Consider the following 17,052-nt stretch of genomic DNA (forward strand, 5'->3'; position numbering starts at 1 on the left):
TACAACAAACGATTAGAGGAATACGGCATTAAAGGCAGCCACTCTCGCAAAGGAAACTGCCTGGATAACGCCTGCATTGAATCCTTCTTTTCACATCTCAAAACAGAGAAGTTGTATAGGATAGAGTGTAAATCAGAAGAAGAAATTAAACAAGCAATTGAGGAATATATTTATCATTATAATTATAAACGTTTTCAAAAAAGACTAAAACAACGCGCGCCAGTTGAGTACCGACACGCGTTAGTTGCATAGTTTTTTTGTGCTGTCTACTTGACAGGGGTAAGACCAGATTTCTAGCTTTTTTATTTTTTATTAGTATATATTGCACTCTATTTCGTTTATTGTATAATAAATAATGCTAAATTAAACATTATGTTTAAAAATACTAAACAATATTGATTGAAAGTTTACTATTTCTAAACAAAAAGTAGGTAGAAAAATGGATATTGGCAAAAAAATAAAAAATTTACGATTAAAAAAGGGATTAACACAAGAGGAATTAGGAGAAAGAACAGATTTAAGCAAAGGCTATATATCTCAGTTAGAACGAGATTTAAGCTCTCCTTCTATTGAAACATTATTTGATATTCTTGAAGTATTAGGATGTTCTCCAACAGAATTTTTTAATGAAGATTCTAAGCAGAAAGTGGTCTATCGAGAAGAAGATATGACAGATTTTTATGAGGAAGAACGCGGCTATCATGTGAAGTGGCTTGTTCCAGAGTCTAATGAAAAAGAAATGGAGCCGATCAAGTTAATTTTTTCAGCAAAAGGTGAATTTAAAAAATTTGAACCATCAAGGTCTGAAACCTTTATTTATATATTAAAAGGAGAAGTAGCTTTAAGATTAGGACGAGAATTATATAAAGCAAAACAAAATGAATCCTTTTATTTCCATGCAATAGATGAACATCAGCTAATAAATGTATTTGATGGAGCTTCTGAACTAATTCTTGTTGCAACAGAATCTTACTTATAGGTTTGCTTTTGCATAAAGAGAGAAAAATAATAAAAAAATGTAATTAAAGGAGGATATTATGCCGGATCAACCCATTATACGATTTGAAAACGTATCGAAGGTATATGATCAAAATACGCTTGTATTAGACGATGTTAGCTTTGAAATAGAGCGAGGAAAGTTTTATACCCTACTTGGACCATCTGGATGTGGGAAAACTACTATATTGCGATTGATCGCAGGTTTTATGCAGCCCTCAAAAGGCAGCATTTTTTTTAATGGATCTATTATTAATAAAATACCTGCAAATAAAAGGCAAGTAAATACAGTATTTCAAGATTATGCTTTATTCCCCCATTTAAATGTTTTTGAAAATATTGCTTTTGGACTTAAAATAAAAAAGTGGAAAAAGAAGGCGATTGAAAAAAAAGTGGAAGAAGCATTACGGTTTGTAAACTTAGAAGGCTATGAATATAGAGAAATTAATGAAATGTCAGGTGGTCAAAGACAGCGTGTGGCGATTGCTAGAGCAATTGTTAATGAACCAGAAGTCATTCTATTAGATGAGCCTCTTTCAGCTTTAGATTTAAAATTGCGAACAGAGATGCAATATGAATTACGAGAACTGCAAAGAAGATTAGGCATTACCTTTATTTTTGTTACACATGATCAAGAAGAGGCGTTAGCCATGTCTGATGAAATTTTTGTTTTAAATAAAGGAAAGGTAGAACAAAGCGGAACACCGATAGATATTTATGACGAGCCAATTAATCGTTTTGTAGCAGACTTTATTGGCGAGTCTAATATTGTTTCCGCATTTATGAAAGAGGATTTTCTTTTACAATTTGGCAGTAAAACATTCGAATGTGTAGATCAAGGATTTCATTCGAATGAACAAGTAGAAGTGGTTATACGCCCTGAAGATTTAGAGATTACTTCTATGGATAAGGGGAAATTAAAAGTAAAGGTTGATAGTCAATTGTTTAGAGGGGTTCACTATGAAATTTGCTGTTACGATGAAGAAGGAAATGAATGGCTTGTTCATTCGACAAAAAAAGCTGCGGTAGGAGAAGAAATCGGGCTGAACTTTGAACCAGAAGCTATTCATGTTATGCGAATTGGAGAAACAGAAGAAGAGTTTGATCGTCGTTTAGAAGCATATGACGGAGTGACAAAATGAAAAATAGAGTGAAGTGGTATACAATACCCTATTATCTTTGGATTGCTTTATTTGTTATAGCGCCAGTGGCACTAATTATTTATTATTCTTTTTTTGATATCGAAGGGAATTTCACTTTAGTTAATTATCAGAAGTTCTTTACACCTGTTTATATAAAAATGACCTTAAGTTCCTTTTGGTATGCATTTTTAATTACACTTTTTTCTTTGCTTATTGCCTATCCAACAGCCTACTTTTTAACCAAAACAAAACATAAACAATTGTGGCTATTATTAATTATCCTGCCTTCATGGATTAATCTATTATTAAAAGCATATGCATTTTTAGGTATTTTTGGAACATATGGAGAAGCAAATGAACTGCTAGAATTTGTTGGCATTGGTAAAAAGCAAATTTTGTTTACTGATTTCAGTTTTTTATTTGTAAGTGTTTATATTTTTATCCCATTTATGATTTTGCCTATTTTCAATTCGCTGGAAAAGCTGAATGGGAGTCTTTTAGATGCATCGCAAGATTTAGGAGCTTCAACTTGGGTTACGTTTAAACGGGTTATCTTTCCGTTAACGATTGATGGAGTAAAGTCAGGGTGCCAAGCTGTTTTTATCCCAGCATTATCTTTATTTATGATTACAAGATTGATTGCAGGAAACCGGGTTATAACCCTTGGAACGGCCATCGAACAACATTTTTTAATTACACAAGATTGGGGTATGGGCTCCACTATTGCGGTATTCCTTATTATGATCATGATATTAATAATGATTCTTACTGGGAGTAAAAGGAGGGAGCATAAATAATGAAAAAATTATCTGGATTTTCTATTGCTTATTTAGTACTTGTTTTTGTTGTTTTATATGCTCCTATTTTTTACCTTATTTTTTACTCCTTTAATAGCGGAGGCATGATGCACCATTTTGAAGGATTTACTTTAAAGTGGTATAAAGAATTGTTTGATGATATGAGGCTATTCATCATTGTGCTAAATACGATAATTGTTGCTTTGTTATCTGCATTTATCGCAACAATTATTGGTGTGCTTGGAGCAATTAGCATTTCGATGTTCCAAAAGAAGAAATGGAAGAATGGAATTCTTTCTTTAAACAACGTATTAATTGTTAGTCCTGATGTTATTATTGGGGCATCCTTCCTTATTTTATTTACAATTATAGGAATAAAACTAGGTTTTGTATCTGTTTTATTATCCCATATTGCTTTTTCTATTCCTATAGTAGTTATTATGGTATTGCCAAAGCTTCAAGAGATGAGTGTGAACTTAGTGGATGCAGCACTTGATTTGGGAGCAAGTTGGAAGGACGTTCTTACGAAAGTTATTTTGCCATATATTTCTCCAGGAATTTATGCAGGCTTTTTTATGGCATTAACCTATTCATTAGATGATTTCGCCGTAACTTTTTTTGTTACAGGAAATGGATTTACCACATTATCTGTTGAAATCTATTCATTAGCTAGGAGAGGCGTTTCTTTAAATATTAATGCATTGTCGGCAATATTATTTCTGTTCACGTTATTGCTTGTTGTAGGCTACTACTTCATTAATAGAAGAACAAGTAAAGGGTCTAATATGGGGGTGAACAAATGAAATCACTCCTGCGTGGGCTTATTATTATAGTAGTATTAGCCATTGCACTTTTGGTTATAGTGGATAAATTGAATTCATCGAGTGGCTACAAAAGCGGCAATACGTTAACCGTTTATAATTGGGGAGATTATATAGATGCTGACTTAATTAAGAAGTTCGAAAAGGAAACAGGAATAAAAGTAGTTTATGAGACATTTGATTCAAATGAAGCGATGATGACAAAAATCCAACAAGGTGGAACAAATTATGATATCGCTATTCCATCTGAATATATGATAGATAAGATGAAAGAAGAAAACTTGCTTCTTCCAATTGATTATTCGAAGATACCAAATGTAAAAAATATTGATCGGCGATTTATGGATTTATCTTTTGATCCGGAAAACAAATATTCTATTCCATACTTTTGGGGAACAGTGGGAATTGTGTATAATTCTAATATGTTAAACGGCAAAAAAATAACTTCGTGGGAAGATTTATGGGATAAAGATTTAAAAAACCAAATATTATTGGTGGACGGTGCAAGAGAAATAATGGGGATGAGTTTAAATAGTCTACATTATTCTTTAAATGATAAAAACCATCAGCATTTAAGAGAAGCAAAAGAAAAATTGGATACGTTAACCCCTAATGTAAAAGCAATTGTTGGTGATGAAATTAGAATGTTGATTGAAAATGGTGAAGCATCAGTAGGCGTCTTATGGTCTGGCATGGCCTCAGAGATTATGTGGGAAAATGAAGAGGTGGAATATGTAGTTCCAAAAGAGGGGTCAAATCTTTGGTTTGATAATATGGTAATTCCTAAAACTGCTAAAAATATTAACGGAGCACATAAGTTTATCAATTTTATGCTAGATGCAAAAAATGCTGCGCAAAATACAGAATATGTGGGTTATTCTACGCCAAATAAAGCAGCAATGAAATATTTGCCGAAAGAGACTATAGAAGATAAACGCTTTTATTTAGATGAAGCAATGACTGCTAAATTGGAAGTGTACGAAAATCTTGGCCAAAAATCACTTGCAGAATATAATGATTTGTTTTTAGAATTTAAAATGCATCGTAAGTAGCAAAAAGCTGGGCATAAGATGCCCAGCTTTTTGCTATTCATTTTCTTTTTATAGGATGAAGAAATTCAGATTAGAAAATACTATAAAAAAGAGGTGAAAGTTATGATAAAAAAAGTCATGTTAATAATTTTGCTGTTCTTTTCCTTTCCTATGAATGCAGCTATCCATGCAAAAGAAAAAGAAAGCAAAAAAGCATTGGCAATTGTTATTGATGATTTTGGCAATAACATGAAGGGAACAGAAGATATGCTGAATCTTCCTGTTCCTATAACAGCAGCTATTATGCCATTTTTGCCAACGAGCAAGGAGGATGCAGTTAGAGCGCATAAAAAAGGGCATGAAGTTATTGTACATTTGCCATTGGAGCCAAAAAAAGGGAAAAAAAGTTGGCTGGGACCTGGGGCTATCACAACAGATTTAAGTGACAAGGAAATAAGAAAAAGAACAAAAGATGCAATAGAGAGTATTCCATTTGCGGTCGGTATGAACCATCATATGGGATCCAAAGCGACAGAAGATGAAAGAGTAATGCGCATCATTTTAGACGAATGTCTAAAACATAATTTATTCTATTTAGACAGCAAAACAACGGGAAATAGTGTGATCAAAAAATTAGCAGAAGAAATGCATGTACCTTATTTAGAAAATAATTTATTTTTTGATCATGTTTATTCTAATCAGCATATTGTCAAACAGGCAAATAAAGTAGCAAATGAACTGGATGATCAAGAGAAGTTAATTGCTATTGGTCATGTAGGAGTCTCAGGGCCAATGGTGGTAAATGTTTTAAAAGAATATATTCCTGTTTTCCAGCAAGAGGCAGATATTGTACCGCTGTCTAAACTGGTAGATGGTTATGAATTAATAAAGTGAAGCTTTAATTAGTGGAGATTTTATTGCCAGTTAAATAGTGATAAATAAAAAAATGCCATAAAAAAGAAGAATATATCATCACGCTGTATAAATTGTTTATACATAACGCTGATATATCCTTCTTCTTTTTAAGTGTAAACTATGAAACGGGTTTCATATCAATTTTCTTTACCAAGCTTAGATATTTTTTTCATCATTATTTTTATTGACTTTTGTATTTTCCATTGCGGTATCTAATTTGCGCAAATGTTTGGCAGCAAAATCTTTTCCGCCAAGTCCAAAGGCAAGTCCAAAAGCTAATGCTAATCCACCGAGTATGAGAATAAAGGCAGAGTTGACAATAGATGAAGCAACGCGTAATTGATCTAGTGCCATAAAGATAGAAATAGTGATAATTGCATATTTAGCAATTGCAGGAAGCAAGCGGAAATGAGCGCCTTGTAAGAATCCGCCTAAAATCCTTTGAACTAAATAGCCTAACCATAAACCTACTCCGATAATAGCGATAGCTGCAATAACTTGCGGCAAATAGGCTACAACAGCAGTAGAAAGAGTTACTAAAAATTGTAATCCTACTAAATTTAGAGCTTGTACGGCAAGCAAGAATACAATTAATACTTGTACAATAGAACCGATGATGGATGAAATATTTGATGTTGCTTTAATGCCCATTTTACGTACATAAGAATCTAATCCTAAGTTTACTAATAAGGCAACAACCATTTGTTTTACCCATTTTCCTAACCAAACACCAATTAAAATTAAGAAAATCGCAACAGCTATATTTGGAATCATTGTTAGAATATCATTTAGCATCTTAATAGCAGGATCAGAAATCCCTTGAATATCCAGCTTATCTAATGCAGATATAATAGTTGGAATCATAATGAAAATAAAAACGATATTGCCAATAATAGAAGATAAACTAGTATTTTCAAATAACTTATTTAAACCAATGCGCTGCACTAAATTTTCTATGCCAATGCTTTGGAGAAGGTTTGTAACAATGGTACGGACGATTTTTGCAACAAAATATCCAACTAATACAATTAAGGCAGCAGCTAATAATTTTGGCAAAAATGCTAGAATATTATGAAGCATATTAGTAAATGGTTCCGAAACACCTTGAAGGTTTAAAGCACCTAATACGGCAGGCAAAAATAATAATAGTACAAAGTAAAAACTAATAGCAGCAACTTTGTCCACTATATTGGTATGATTTTTTCCTTCTGTAACATTCCACTTTTGAAGTTTTTCATGGGCTTGTAAAGTGCTGCCGGCTTTTTTGATGATAAACTTTAAGCTTGAGGCGACAATCCAAGCAAATATTAAAATAATAGCAGCTTTTAGGATATTTGGTATTGCTCCTAACAGAGAGGAAAGCATATTAACTAATGGAGCAGTAAATGCCGTTAAATTTAATATATTAAAAAATAATGTAAATACAAATACCAATAAGATATAATAAATTACTTTGCTTATAATTTTTTCAGAAGAGTATTTTCGATTAGGTTTTGTGCCTTCTCTGAAAAGCTTATTATCAAGATTTGTTTTTTGTAACCCTTTAAGAATTGCCTTTTCAATAAATTTAGCAATAATCCATCCAATGATTAATACTAAAATTGCTAATAGAAAGTCAGGAAGTCTATCTAAATAATAGCCCCACCCATTCCAAAAATTTGTATTGTTCATACAATTATCACTCCTTATATTCCTAGTAGATTAATTAACATTTACCCCCACATTATTTGAATAAACGGAAAAAAATGAAAAAATGACCCTTTAGGAAAAAAAGGAGAAAGAATTGAGAAAATAAGTTTACTGTACAAAAAAAGAGGGAAAAATACTCCCTCTTTCTTAAAGACCCTCTTCTTCAAATTTATATATATCTTCGTTTTTACCGATCACTATTAATGTATCGCCTTTTTGTATATATTCATCCGCAGAAGGAGATACAATGGTCTCTCCTTTTCTTTGAATGCCAATAATCGTACAGCCAAATTTTGCACGTATATCTAGTTCTAAAAGTGTCTTTTGATGAACCTTTTTAGAGGCAACCATTTCCACTATTCCATGTTCTTTAGACAGTTCGATATAATCAATCATTTTTTCGGAAACAACATGATGAGCTATTCTTTTTGCCATATCTTTTTCTGGATGAATAACGCGATCGGCTCCTATTTTTTCTAGCACTCTTTTATGATAATTATCCGAAGCCTTTACCCATACTTGACTAATTCCTAGTTCCTTCAAAATAAGGGTTGCGAGTATACTTGACTCTACATCATCTCCAAATGAAACAAAGGCATGGTCCATATTTCTAAGACCAAGTTGAGCAAAAGATTCCATCGACAAGGTTTTAAGCTGAACACAATGTGTAGCAAGTCCTTGATATTTTTCTACTCTTTCAATAGATTGATCTATGGCCATCACTTCTGCTTTCATTTCATAAAATACTTCTACAAGACTTCCTCCAAAATTCCCTAGGCCAATGACAACAAATTGTTTATTCATCTATAAACCTCCAATTTATAATGCAGTTATATCATTATTATAAAGAGAATTAGTTGGGAATGGGAGGAATAGCCTTTGATTCCTTATGTTTTTCCCTCTTTCCCCGCATTATTTTTTGACAAAATGGGTAAAGAATAGCAAGTTAAGAGAGGATGAAAGGAATGAAATATAAAAAAGGATTACTTCTATATAATGGGAATTCAGGGAACCAAGAGATACACTCTTTAATAGGTAGTATTATGCAAACATTATCAAGAGAATTAGAAGAAGTGCATGTATATCAAACATTTTATGCTCAACACGCAAAAGAATTATGCCGAACATTTGGGGAGCAAGTTGATCTAGTAATTATACTAGGAGGGGATGGGACTATCCATGAGTGCATTAATGGATTATCTAATCTTCTAAAAAGACCAACACTTGCGATTTTGCCTGGAGGAACTTGCAATGACTTTTCTAGATCATTAAATATATCACAAAATATTGAAATGGCTATAGAGGAGCTAATACGTGGAGAGGAAGTGCTTGTAGATATAGGAAAAGTGAATAAAGATTATTTTTTGAACTTTTTTGGAATTGGCTTAGTTGCGGAAACCTCTAATAATATAAAATTGGGAGAAAAAAACGTATTAGGAAAAGCAAGCTATTTATTAAGTGCTGTTAGGACGTTAAAGCAAGCAGATCTGTTTTTTCTAAAGATAGAAGCGGATGGAAAAGTCATAGAATTGCAAGCCGCTATGGTATTAGTAGCCAATGGAAAGTATCTGGGAGGGAAAATGCTTCCCTTTCAAGCTATTGATTATATGGATGGATATTTAGATGTATTTATTATTAAAAACCCAAATTTTCAAGCAGTGAAAGATATTTTTTCTATGAGAAAAGTTGCTTCTGATGAAATTGTGCAAGAGGAAATTATTTATTACAGAGTAAAAGAAGTGAAAATCACGGCAGAAGAAAACTTAGATGTGGATATGGATGGAGAAATTTATACAACGACACCAAGTGATATAAAAGTGCTTCCAGGGCATCTTCGTTTCCTTAAACCTGTTGGGATAGCATAAAGCTTATAGAAAAGACCGTCTATTTTATCACTTTAGACGGTCTTTATAGCTTATTCAGATAGGTAAGCAGTTAACATCCAAACATGTTTTTCGATGTTGCCGATTAGACTTACAGCAAGATCATTTGTAATCGTATCATCTAATTGATCTGCATGCTCTGCAAGTGCTTTTAATTGTGTATTAACTTGGCTGAAGTCTTCTACTAAAGAACGAACCATTTCAGAAGCTGTTAATTTTTCTGTTGTTTCTGTTAGAGTGGAAGTTTCTATAAATTCTTTTAAAGTAGAAACAGGTTTTCCTCCGATTGCTAATAATCTTTCAGCAATTTCATCAACAGCTGCGGCTGCTTCATTGTACAATTCCTCAAATTTTTCATGCAATGTAAAGAACAAAGGACCTTTCACATACCAGTGATGCTGATGAAGTTTTGTGTAAAGAACGCTCCAGTTAGCAATTTGTACATTTAATTCTTTTTCTAATTCTACTTTTGTTTGTAATCCCATTTTTAAAAACTCCCTTCAAGTAATTTATAAATTAATTATAACAAATTCTAAATTAAAATCAATACTTATTTATAATTATTTTAATTTAAATCTTATTATAAATTTAAACGCTATGTGTTACTAAAAAAATAGCATAGTAAGCAAAAAAATGGTAGATTATTCTTTATTTTTCATAGAATATTCAAATTCATCTTTTTATTATTTACAATAATATTAATAATATTCGATTGTTATTATTGAGAACGAAGGACATATATAGTGATAATAGTTCCCTACATTTTTAATACTAAACGATTACTTTATAAAAAAATAAAAAGGAGTGATATATATCGTAGTAAAGATCGAGGTAGTAAAAATAATAAAAAAGATGAGAAAGACTATTTTCTCACCTTCCGTTATATCAATATGATTTAGAAGAAAACATATAGCTTTTATGATGATAACGTATACTGAAAATTAGACCCATTGCCAGCATATTCGTCATAAGAGAACTGCCGCCATAACTGATAAAGGGCAGTGGTATTCCTGTGATAGGAAGCAGTTGGATGGTCATGCCGACATTTTCGAATACATGAAAAGTAATCATGCTGATGACGCCTACACAAATATAAATGCTGTACGCATCAGTTGCTGAAAATGCAGTGCGAATTAAATGGTAAATTAATAGAAAATACAGAATGATGACTAAGCTGCTTCCGATAAAACCGTACTCTTCCCCAATAACAGTAAACACAAAATCGGTGTGCCTCTCTGGAATATATACATCAATATTGCCAATCCCTTTGCCCGAAACAAGACCTGATCCTATCGCTCTTAGGGATTTGACAAGCTGTAGGCCATCATCGCCAGCCTTTTCTGGATCTAACCAGGAATTAATGCGGGCAAATTGGTATTCTTTAATGCCTAAGTATTTTTTTAAAAATTCTCTGGCGAAAATTGCTAAATATAATACAAGGGAAGCAAATGCTGCAATACCGCTGAATATCGGGAGAATAATTTTCCACGTTATTCCGGACACCAGTATCATGCCGGCAAGTATAGCGATGAGAACAAGAGTTGTACCCAAATCCTGCTTAATAACTAAAGCGATGGGAAAAAAAGCAACTAAACTTATTTTGCTTAATAAAATAAAGTCGGTTTTTATGGTTTTATAAATAGTTTCCTCGTTATGAAGGGACATGACTTTTGATAATGCGAGTATATAAAATATTTTCATATATTCAGAGGGTTGAATGCTCCCGATGCCTGGGATGACATACCAGCTTTTTGCCCCATTAATGATGGGGGTAAAATTGGATGCTGGCAAGATAAGAAGCCCTATAAGCAGAAATAGTCCAAATCCATAAAGATACCAAGTCATTTTTCTAAACTGTTCATTATCGAAATAGAGGCATAAAGCAACTGCTCCTGATCCGATGACATACCAGAAAATTTGCGATGTTAAAAAAGATGCTCCTTCTTTTTGGGCACTGAAAATAGAAAAGCAGCTAATTAAACAAAATATTAGTAAAAGAAGGCATAATGTCCAATCAAATTTATCTGAAAAACTATCTTTACTACGTTGCATACTATTAAACTCCTTAATGCATTAGATTGCTATTGTAAAAAGTCCACATAACTTAGACGATAAACGATACAATATTGTTTCGATTTTTTTATTTTATGACAGATAGATTAAGACTTGCTTAAAATTAGAATTTTTTTATGAGAATGCTTAAGAGGATAAGGGAAGATGGTGCAAAACTTTCCAAAAATAAGAAAAGAGTGACTTCATCGATGCGAGCTTTCCTATTGGAAAGCTCGCATCGATAAAAGCCGCTCTTTCTATAACAAATGAGTCAGGAAAATTTTCGCAATTCCAAAATAGATAAATAAGGAAAAAATATCATTTAATGTTGTAATAAGCGGGCCAGATGCAACTGCTGGGTCAATCTTTAATCGATACAAAATCAATGGAATAATGGTTCCAGACAGTGTACCAATGATTAGTGTGAAAAATAAAGAGCTGCCAACAACAAACCCTAATATTGGATCACCTTGCCAAAAATAGGCGATTAATGTAATGAAAATTCCGCAAGTTAATCCAATAATCAATCCTACGGCAAGTTCTCTTATAATTACATGCGTAACTATTTTTTTGTTAATATCATTGGAGATAAGTCCACGAACGATTACTGCCAATGATTGAGTACCTGTATTTCCAGTCATGCCAGAAATCATCGGCATAAAAAAGGAAAGTGCGACAACTTTGCTTAAAATATCAGAATAATTGCTGATGATGCTTCCAGATACAACCCCTATAAATAAAAGTAAAATTAACCAAGGCAGTCTTCTGTATGCCGCAACAATTGCTTTTGTATCAAAATCAATGGCTTTACCAGCAGCTGAAAGTTTTTGAATATCTTCATCCGCTTCTTGTATGACAACATCAATCATATCATCAATTGTTACAATTCCCATAAGAACATTTTCTTCATTTACAACTGGAATAGCTAAAAAATCATATTTTTGAATAGTTTGTGCTACATCTTCCTGATCTTGGTCAACTGATACGCTAATAACTCGTTCATACATAATGTTGCGGATTTTCTCTTGCGGTTCTGCAATTAATAGGTCTCTATAGGAGACAACGCCTACAAGTTTTCTTTTTTGATCCACAACATATAAATAACTGAGCGTTTCTGCGAAATCGGCGAATGATTTCAGTTTGTCAACCGCTTCTCTTATTGTATAGTAGTCGCGAATCCATACAAAACGGTTCGTCATTAGACGCCCCGCTGTTTCGTCTGGATAGTTCATTAAGTTTTGAACAATTAACGATTCTTCTTTTTTCATTCCTGAAAGAAGCTGTTCAATACGTTTAGGCGACAATTCATTCAGTAATGACGCTAAATCATCATTATCCATTAAATCAAGGACTTTCCCGGTTTTTTCGATGCCAAGTTTATTTAAGACTTCTAATTGCTCTTCTTTATTTAATTCTTCTAGTAGGTTTGCAAGTAAGTCCATATTTAAAAAGAGCAAAAAATGGGTCCTATGCTCATCGGGGAGACTTTCGTATATTTGAGCAATATCGTATGGCTGTAATTCATCAACGATAGAGTCAAAAGTTGATTTTTCATTTTCTTTTAATGCATTAATGATGTGAAGTGTGATTTGATTTTCTGTCATGTTTTGAATCATACTTCTCACGCTCCCTTCCAAGAAAAGATCATAGGTGTATACCCTGTATTATTATATGTAATAAATCAATAGAATGAAATGGATAAATTTATGAATTCTTAAATAAAAAAGAAATTCTAGAATAAAAAGTTTGTTATATTTTCTGACAATTTAATTGCGAAAAAATTTTTATTATTTACAATGAGAATATAAGCTTTCATATCTCATTCGTATATCCTTAAAAATTGGTTTAAGGGTCTCTACTTAGAAACCGTAAATTTCTAGCTACGAAAAATGTGCAATAATTTTTGCATATTTTTCGTAGCTTTTTTGTTGGTATTGGCAATTAAAAGGGCTAAGAATTAAAGGAGGAGTTTTCATGACGACTATACTGATAAAAAACATCCAAATTATCACAATGAATAGGAAGGAAGAAATATTCATTGGTGATTTGCTGATTGAAAATAATAAGATTAAACAAATTGGAACGAATTTAAATGTAAATACTGCAGATAAAATTATTGATGGCACTAATCGTACCATTATTCCAGGATTTGTTCAGACACATATTCATCTATGCCAAACATTATTTAGAGGAAAAGGAGACGATTTGGAGCTGATGGATTGGCTTCGTAATCGTATTTGGCCACTGGAGGCTGCCCATGATGAAGAATCAATTTATTATTCTGCCATGCTTGGCATTGGCGAACTGATTGAAAGTGGAACAACAACCATTGTGGACATGGAAACGGTACATCATACAGAACATGCTTTTCGAGCAATTGCAGAAAGCGGGATACGTGCTCTTTCAGGAAAAGTGATGATGGATAAAGGGGATGAAGTTCCTCTTCCTCTTCAAGAAAAAACGACAGAGTCTATTAGCAAAAGTGTTGAGTTATTAGAGAAATGGAATGGGTTTGATAATGGCAGAATACAATATGCCTTTTCTCCTCGATTTGTCGTTTCTTGTACAGAGGAATTATTAAAAGAGGTGAAAAGTTTATCAGACCACTATCATGTTAAAGTCCATACCCATGCGTCAGAAAACCAAGGAGAAATTCAAATAGTACAGAAAGAAACAGGGATGCGTAATGTTGTCTATTTGGATCATTTAGGTTTGGCGAACGATCGGTTAATATTGGCGCATTGCATTTGGCTGGATGAGGAAGAAAAACGAATTATTAAAGAAAAAGGAGTTCATGTCAGCCATTGCCCAGGTTCTAATTTAAAGCTTGCATCAGGGATTGCTGATACACCTTACCTAGTTTGTAATCATGCGTCTGTCAGCTTAGGGGCAGATGGGGCACCGTGCAACAATAATTTAGATATGTTTAATGAAATGAGACTAGCGGCCCTTATTCAAAAACCAATACATGGACCAACTGCTATGGATGCAAAAACTGTATTTCGAATGGCTACAATTGGAGGAGCAAGGGCAGTTGGCATGGAGAAAGAAATAGGCAGCATTGAAGTGGGGAAACGAGCAGATTTAGCCATCTTAAATCTTCATAATTTTCATACGTACCCTTCCTATGACGTAGATCCTATTTCACGCATTGTTTATTCTGCTACCCGAGCAGATGTAGAAACTACGATAATTGATGGGAAAATTGTCATGGAGAATAAAATGATGAAGACATTAGACAAAGAGATAATTTTAAAAGAATCAAATACCAGTATTAAACGGCTGCTAAGACGATCAAATATAAGATAAAGCAACTATATTGGGGATGTTGCTGTCCGTGAATGTAGACTAAATACAGAAAAGTGATAGGAATAAAAGCATCCTTTTGCAGGTATCAGCAGACTTGATCGAGTCAAAACAATCAAGTTTGCTTTTTTGCATTTCCTTTACTAAAAAAATTACTTTGCAATAAATATTTAATAAGATATTTTCCTTTAACTTTGATAAACTAAGGTGGGAGAAAAAGATAATGATTATATCTTTATATAATGAGCTGGAATTTTTATGGTAATCAAATTACTTGATGAAAAAAGGTGCAATAAATAAAGCCCTTTGATCTTTTATTTAACCGGTGCTAACGGTAAGCAAGACTCCACCTTAACATTAGGAGAGGTCAAGAGAATTTAGATGGGTAGAAAAACTTGTCCGTAAAAGCTCAATTGGTTCAACTAACAATCAGCGGGGATGGAAAAAACCACACTGACTGAAATTTGTTTTATGGAAATTTGTTCTAGTGATAGTTAAATATAATAGATAATTGAAAAATATTTGTTAGGTAAGCAGGATTTTTTCAGCAATAGAAGGTATTAACAGGGAATATATTAATCTTTTTGCTATAAGGGTTGGGGGTAAATGATGAAAAAAGGCAATGCTGATATGCGCGATTTAATATATGTTCATTTACATGAAAAGGAACGATTTGTCATTTCATATGGAATAGAGTTTAAGGAATTTTATCATTTTCTAAAGGATACTATTTCCTCCATTTTATTATTAAAACATCAATTTGAAGATGGAGAATTTCATCCCCATACTATGCTTGATTATGTTCCAAAGCAGAAATTAGATAAACTTAGCAGACAAGATGTTGAAGATTATGGTGATTTTTCATGGATTGACTTTGAAGAGACCGAAGCTCTTGATTTGTTAGAAGGGCAAACAATTGCAGAGCTTTTATATCTTGGTCATATAAAAGATCATCTGAGAGTGCCCTTTTATCAGCAGCTAAATAATAAGTATGCTTACTTGGCGCATGAAGATGGTTGGTTTAACAAAACATACTATAAAAATCTTGAAACATTTTATGGTTTGATTTGTGAAGTGATAACAAATAAACTATCCCATTTGAAAATAGACAAAGTATTGTTTGGAATCAAGAAAAAAAGAGTATATACACCACTTCCAAAGCAAACAATGATGGCATTAAAGGATTTTATGAAAGAAGGAATGGTTATCTCCATACAAAATATCATTCAAAACAGATTTCGCCTTGAAATTCCCATTTGGATTATTGGAGATTTTGCCAATATGGATAGCATGTATGAGGAGTATGAAAAAAAGAGTAAGCAGAATTGCGATGCGAAGCTTATTTTAGATAAAAAAACAAAGGAATGGCAAGTAGTTATTCTTTAAAAAGCTTTTAAGAGGAGTATAAATGAAAGAAAATATTTCTATTGAATTTCCAGTTCTGTTATCAAAAATGATTTTTAAAAGCAGGCCAAATCGATTTATTCTCCATTGTTATTCAGAAGAAACGAATTCACTAGAGGTTGTTCATTTAGCAGATCCAGGGAGATTAAAGGAACTATTGTTAGAAGATACAATTGTATATGTTTTGCCGAGTGCAAATCCTAATCGAAAGACAAAGTGGACAGCAATGCTGGTGGAATCTTGTGGAGTGTTTGTTTCCGTTAATACAGCCTATCCGAATAAGCTGGCAGAAAAGATGCTAAAGGAAGAAATTATTCCAGAACTGGCTGAATATAAGTGGGTAAAGTCAGAATATATGCTAGGAAATTCAAGATGGGATTTTTTGCTGGAACATAAGGATGGAACGTCATTGCTCCTTGAAGTGAAAAGTGTTACTTTAACGGAGAAAGGCATTGGGATGTTTCCCGATGCAGTAACAAAAAGAGGGAAAAAACATGTTCAGGAAATTACTGAAATCCACCAAAGAGGACAGCTGAAGACTGCTATTTTGTTTATCGCTCAAAGAGAAGATATTAAGCTAATTACATCAGCTCCGCATATTGATGCCGAATTTGCAGAAGCATTAGTAGAAGCAGAAAATGCTGGAGTACATTTAATTGGTTATAACTGCATTCTGACAAAAGAAAAAATCAGCTGGAATCAAGCTGTGCCTGTTATTGCAAAAAAAAAATTATAATTTCTGATAATTAAGCAGTTTTCGGTAAAAATAGTGTATAATCAAAACGGCTTAAAAAATAAAATAGATAGGAAATGGTGTCTTATACAGAATGATGTAAAAATCAAGCTCGTAAAGACTTAAAAGGGAAGTTGGTGAAAATCCGACACGGTCCCGCCACTGTAAATGATTGTAAACTGAAAAATGCCACTGTACAAAATGTACGGGAAGGTTCAGGGAACATGTATCATGAGTCAGGAGACCTGCCATATTTTCTATGCACCTAAAAACCTACGAGGAT

16 protein-coding genes and 2 riboswitches are annotated in these 17,052 nt (G+C 33.0%); of the genes, 11 read left to right on the plus strand and 5 right to left on the minus strand.

Annotated features, from left to right (window positions below):
* The 7 genes from CWS01_RS10535 to CWS01_RS10565 form a co-directional block, all read left to right on the plus strand.
* A partial coding sequence (locus CWS01_RS10535) for an IS3 family transposase (RefSeq protein ID WP_157827627.1) occupies positions 1-252 on the plus strand: 252 nt, incomplete at its 5' end.
* A gap of 187 nt (positions 253-439) precedes the next feature.
* On the plus strand, positions 440-979 hold the full coding sequence (locus tag CWS01_RS10540; RefSeq protein ID WP_101177161.1) for a helix-turn-helix domain-containing protein: 540 nt from the start codon (positions 440-442) through the stop codon (positions 977-979).
* A 58-nt stretch (positions 980-1,037) separates the two neighbouring features.
* Complete coding sequence (locus tag CWS01_RS10545; protein ID WP_101177162.1) at positions 1,038-2,138, plus strand: ABC transporter ATP-binding protein; 1,101 nt, start codon at positions 1,038-1,040, stop codon at positions 2,136-2,138.
* Positions 2,135-2,935: an ABC transporter permease gene (locus CWS01_RS10550; protein ID WP_101177163.1), complete on the plus strand. Its 801-nt coding sequence runs from the start codon at positions 2,135-2,137 to the stop codon at positions 2,933-2,935. The genes CWS01_RS10545 and CWS01_RS10550 overlap by 4 nt, the downstream gene beginning before the upstream one ends.
* Complete coding sequence (locus tag CWS01_RS10555; RefSeq protein ID WP_101177164.1) at positions 2,935-3,738, plus strand: ABC transporter permease; 804 nt, start codon at positions 2,935-2,937, stop codon at positions 3,736-3,738. The genes CWS01_RS10550 and CWS01_RS10555 overlap by 1 nt, the downstream gene beginning before the upstream one ends.
* Positions 3,735-4,808, plus strand: coding sequence for an ABC transporter substrate-binding protein (locus CWS01_RS10560; protein WP_101177165.1), 1,074 nt, complete (start codon positions 3,735-3,737; stop codon positions 4,806-4,808). Before CWS01_RS10555 ends, CWS01_RS10560 begins: the two co-directional genes overlap by 4 nt.
* A 102-nt stretch (positions 4,809-4,910) precedes the next feature.
* On the plus strand, positions 4,911-5,681 hold the full coding sequence (locus tag CWS01_RS10565; protein WP_101177166.1) for a divergent polysaccharide deacetylase family protein: 771 nt from the start codon (positions 4,911-4,913) through the stop codon (positions 5,679-5,681).
* Between the two features lie 177 nt (positions 5,682-5,858).
* On the opposite strand, the gene CWS01_RS10570 is transcribed toward CWS01_RS10565, so the two are convergent.
* Entirely contained in the window at positions 5,859-7,373 is a 1,515-nt protein-coding gene (locus CWS01_RS10570) for a mechanosensitive ion channel (RefSeq protein ID WP_101177167.1), read from the minus strand.
* Positions 7,374-7,538: 165 nt separating this feature from the next.
* Positions 7,539-8,195, minus strand: coding sequence for a potassium channel family protein (locus CWS01_RS10575; RefSeq protein ID WP_101177168.1), 657 nt, complete (start codon positions 8,193-8,195; stop codon positions 7,539-7,541).
* Between the two features lie 161 nt (positions 8,196-8,356).
* Between CWS01_RS10575 and CWS01_RS10580 the strand changes: the two genes are divergently transcribed.
* A complete protein-coding gene (locus tag CWS01_RS10580) occupies positions 8,357-9,256 on the plus strand; it encodes a diacylglycerol/lipid kinase family protein (protein ID WP_157827628.1) in 900 nt (299 codons plus the stop codon).
* A gap of 50 nt (positions 9,257-9,306) precedes the next feature.
* Here the strand turns inward: CWS01_RS10580 and CWS01_RS10585 are convergent, their stop codons facing one another.
* From CWS01_RS10585 to mgtE, 3 genes are all read right to left on the minus strand, one after another.
* The gene (locus tag CWS01_RS10585; RefSeq protein ID WP_101177170.1) at positions 9,307-9,759 is read right to left on the minus strand and encodes a Dps family protein; all 453 of its coding nucleotides are present in this window, start codon (positions 9,757-9,759) and stop codon (positions 9,307-9,309) included.
* Positions 9,760-10,159: 400 nt separating this feature from the next.
* Positions 10,160-11,326, minus strand: coding sequence for an FtsW/RodA/SpoVE family cell cycle protein (locus CWS01_RS10590; RefSeq protein WP_101177171.1), 1,167 nt, complete (start codon positions 11,324-11,326; stop codon positions 10,160-10,162).
* A gap of 257 nt (positions 11,327-11,583) precedes the next feature.
* Entirely contained in the window at positions 11,584-12,942 is a 1,359-nt protein-coding gene (gene mgtE, locus CWS01_RS10595; protein WP_101177172.1) for a magnesium transporter, read from the minus strand.
* Positions 12,943-13,129: 187 nt separating this feature from the next.
* A riboswitch (purine riboswitch) is annotated at positions 13,130-13,229 on the plus strand.
* 71 nt (positions 13,230-13,300) lie between these two features.
* Between mgtE and CWS01_RS10600 the strand changes: the two genes are divergently transcribed.
* From CWS01_RS10600 to sfsA, 3 genes are all read left to right on the plus strand, one after another.
* On the plus strand, positions 13,301-14,635 hold the full coding sequence (locus tag CWS01_RS10600; RefSeq protein ID WP_101177173.1) for a 5'-deoxyadenosine deaminase: 1,335 nt from the start codon (positions 13,301-13,303) through the stop codon (positions 14,633-14,635).
* A 606-nt stretch (positions 14,636-15,241) separates the two neighbouring features.
* Positions 15,242-16,018: a hypothetical protein gene (locus CWS01_RS10605; RefSeq protein WP_101177174.1), complete on the plus strand. Its 777-nt coding sequence runs from the start codon at positions 15,242-15,244 to the stop codon at positions 16,016-16,018.
* A 22-nt stretch (positions 16,019-16,040) separates the two neighbouring features.
* Entirely contained in the window at positions 16,041-16,772 is a 732-nt protein-coding gene (sfsA, locus tag CWS01_RS10610) for a DNA/RNA nuclease SfsA (protein ID WP_101177175.1), read from the plus strand.
* 58 nt (positions 16,773-16,830) lie between these two features.
* A riboswitch (cobalamin riboswitch) is annotated at positions 16,831-17,036 on the plus strand.
* The last annotated feature ends 16 nt before the right edge of the window (positions 17,037-17,052 follow it).

This window comes from Niallia nealsonii (assembly GCF_002835805.1).
Classification (GTDB): domain Bacteria; phylum Bacillota; class Bacilli; order Bacillales; family Cytobacillaceae; genus Niallia; species Niallia nealsonii.

Excerpts from the sequence above, each read along its gene's own strand:
- CWS01_RS10540 (WP_101177161.1), top strand. The coding sequence starts at position 440 with ATGGATATTGGCAAAAAAATAAAAAATTTACGATTAAAAAAGGGATTA.
- CWS01_RS10545 (WP_101177162.1), top strand. The coding sequence starts at position 1,038 with ATGCCGGATCAACCCATTATACGATTTGAAAACGTATCGAAGGTATAT.
- CWS01_RS10550 (WP_101177163.1), top strand. The coding sequence starts at position 2,135 with ATGAAAAATAGAGTGAAGTGGTATACAATACCCTATTATCTTTGGATT.
- CWS01_RS10555 (WP_101177164.1), top strand. The coding sequence starts at position 2,935 with ATGAAAAAATTATCTGGATTTTCTATTGCTTATTTAGTACTTGTTTTT.
- CWS01_RS10560 (WP_101177165.1), top strand. The coding sequence starts at position 3,735 with ATGAAATCACTCCTGCGTGGGCTTATTATTATAGTAGTATTAGCCATT.
- CWS01_RS10565 (WP_101177166.1), top strand. The coding sequence starts at position 4,911 with ATGATAAAAAAAGTCATGTTAATAATTTTGCTGTTCTTTTCCTTTCCT.
- CWS01_RS10570 (WP_101177167.1), bottom strand. The coding sequence starts at position 7,373 with ATGAACAATACAAATTTTTGGAATGGGTGGGGCTATTATTTAGATAGA.
- CWS01_RS10575 (WP_101177168.1), bottom strand. The coding sequence starts at position 8,195 with ATGAATAAACAATTTGTTGTCATTGGCCTAGGGAATTTTGGAGGAAGT.
- CWS01_RS10580 (WP_157827628.1), top strand. The coding sequence starts at position 8,357 with ATGAAATATAAAAAAGGATTACTTCTATATAATGGGAATTCAGGGAAC.
- CWS01_RS10585 (WP_101177170.1), bottom strand. The coding sequence starts at position 9,759 with ATGGGATTACAAACAAAAGTAGAATTAGAAAAAGAATTAAATGTACAA.
- CWS01_RS10590 (WP_101177171.1), bottom strand. The coding sequence starts at position 11,326 with ATGCAACGTAGTAAAGATAGTTTTTCAGATAAATTTGATTGGACATTA.
- mgtE (WP_101177172.1), bottom strand. The coding sequence starts at position 12,942 with ATGATTCAAAACATGACAGAAAATCAAATCACACTTCACATCATTAAT.
- CWS01_RS10600 (WP_101177173.1), top strand. The coding sequence starts at position 13,301 with ATGACGACTATACTGATAAAAAACATCCAAATTATCACAATGAATAGG.
- CWS01_RS10605 (WP_101177174.1), top strand. The coding sequence starts at position 15,242 with ATGAAAAAAGGCAATGCTGATATGCGCGATTTAATATATGTTCATTTA.
- sfsA (WP_101177175.1), top strand. The coding sequence starts at position 16,041 with ATGAAAGAAAATATTTCTATTGAATTTCCAGTTCTGTTATCAAAAATG.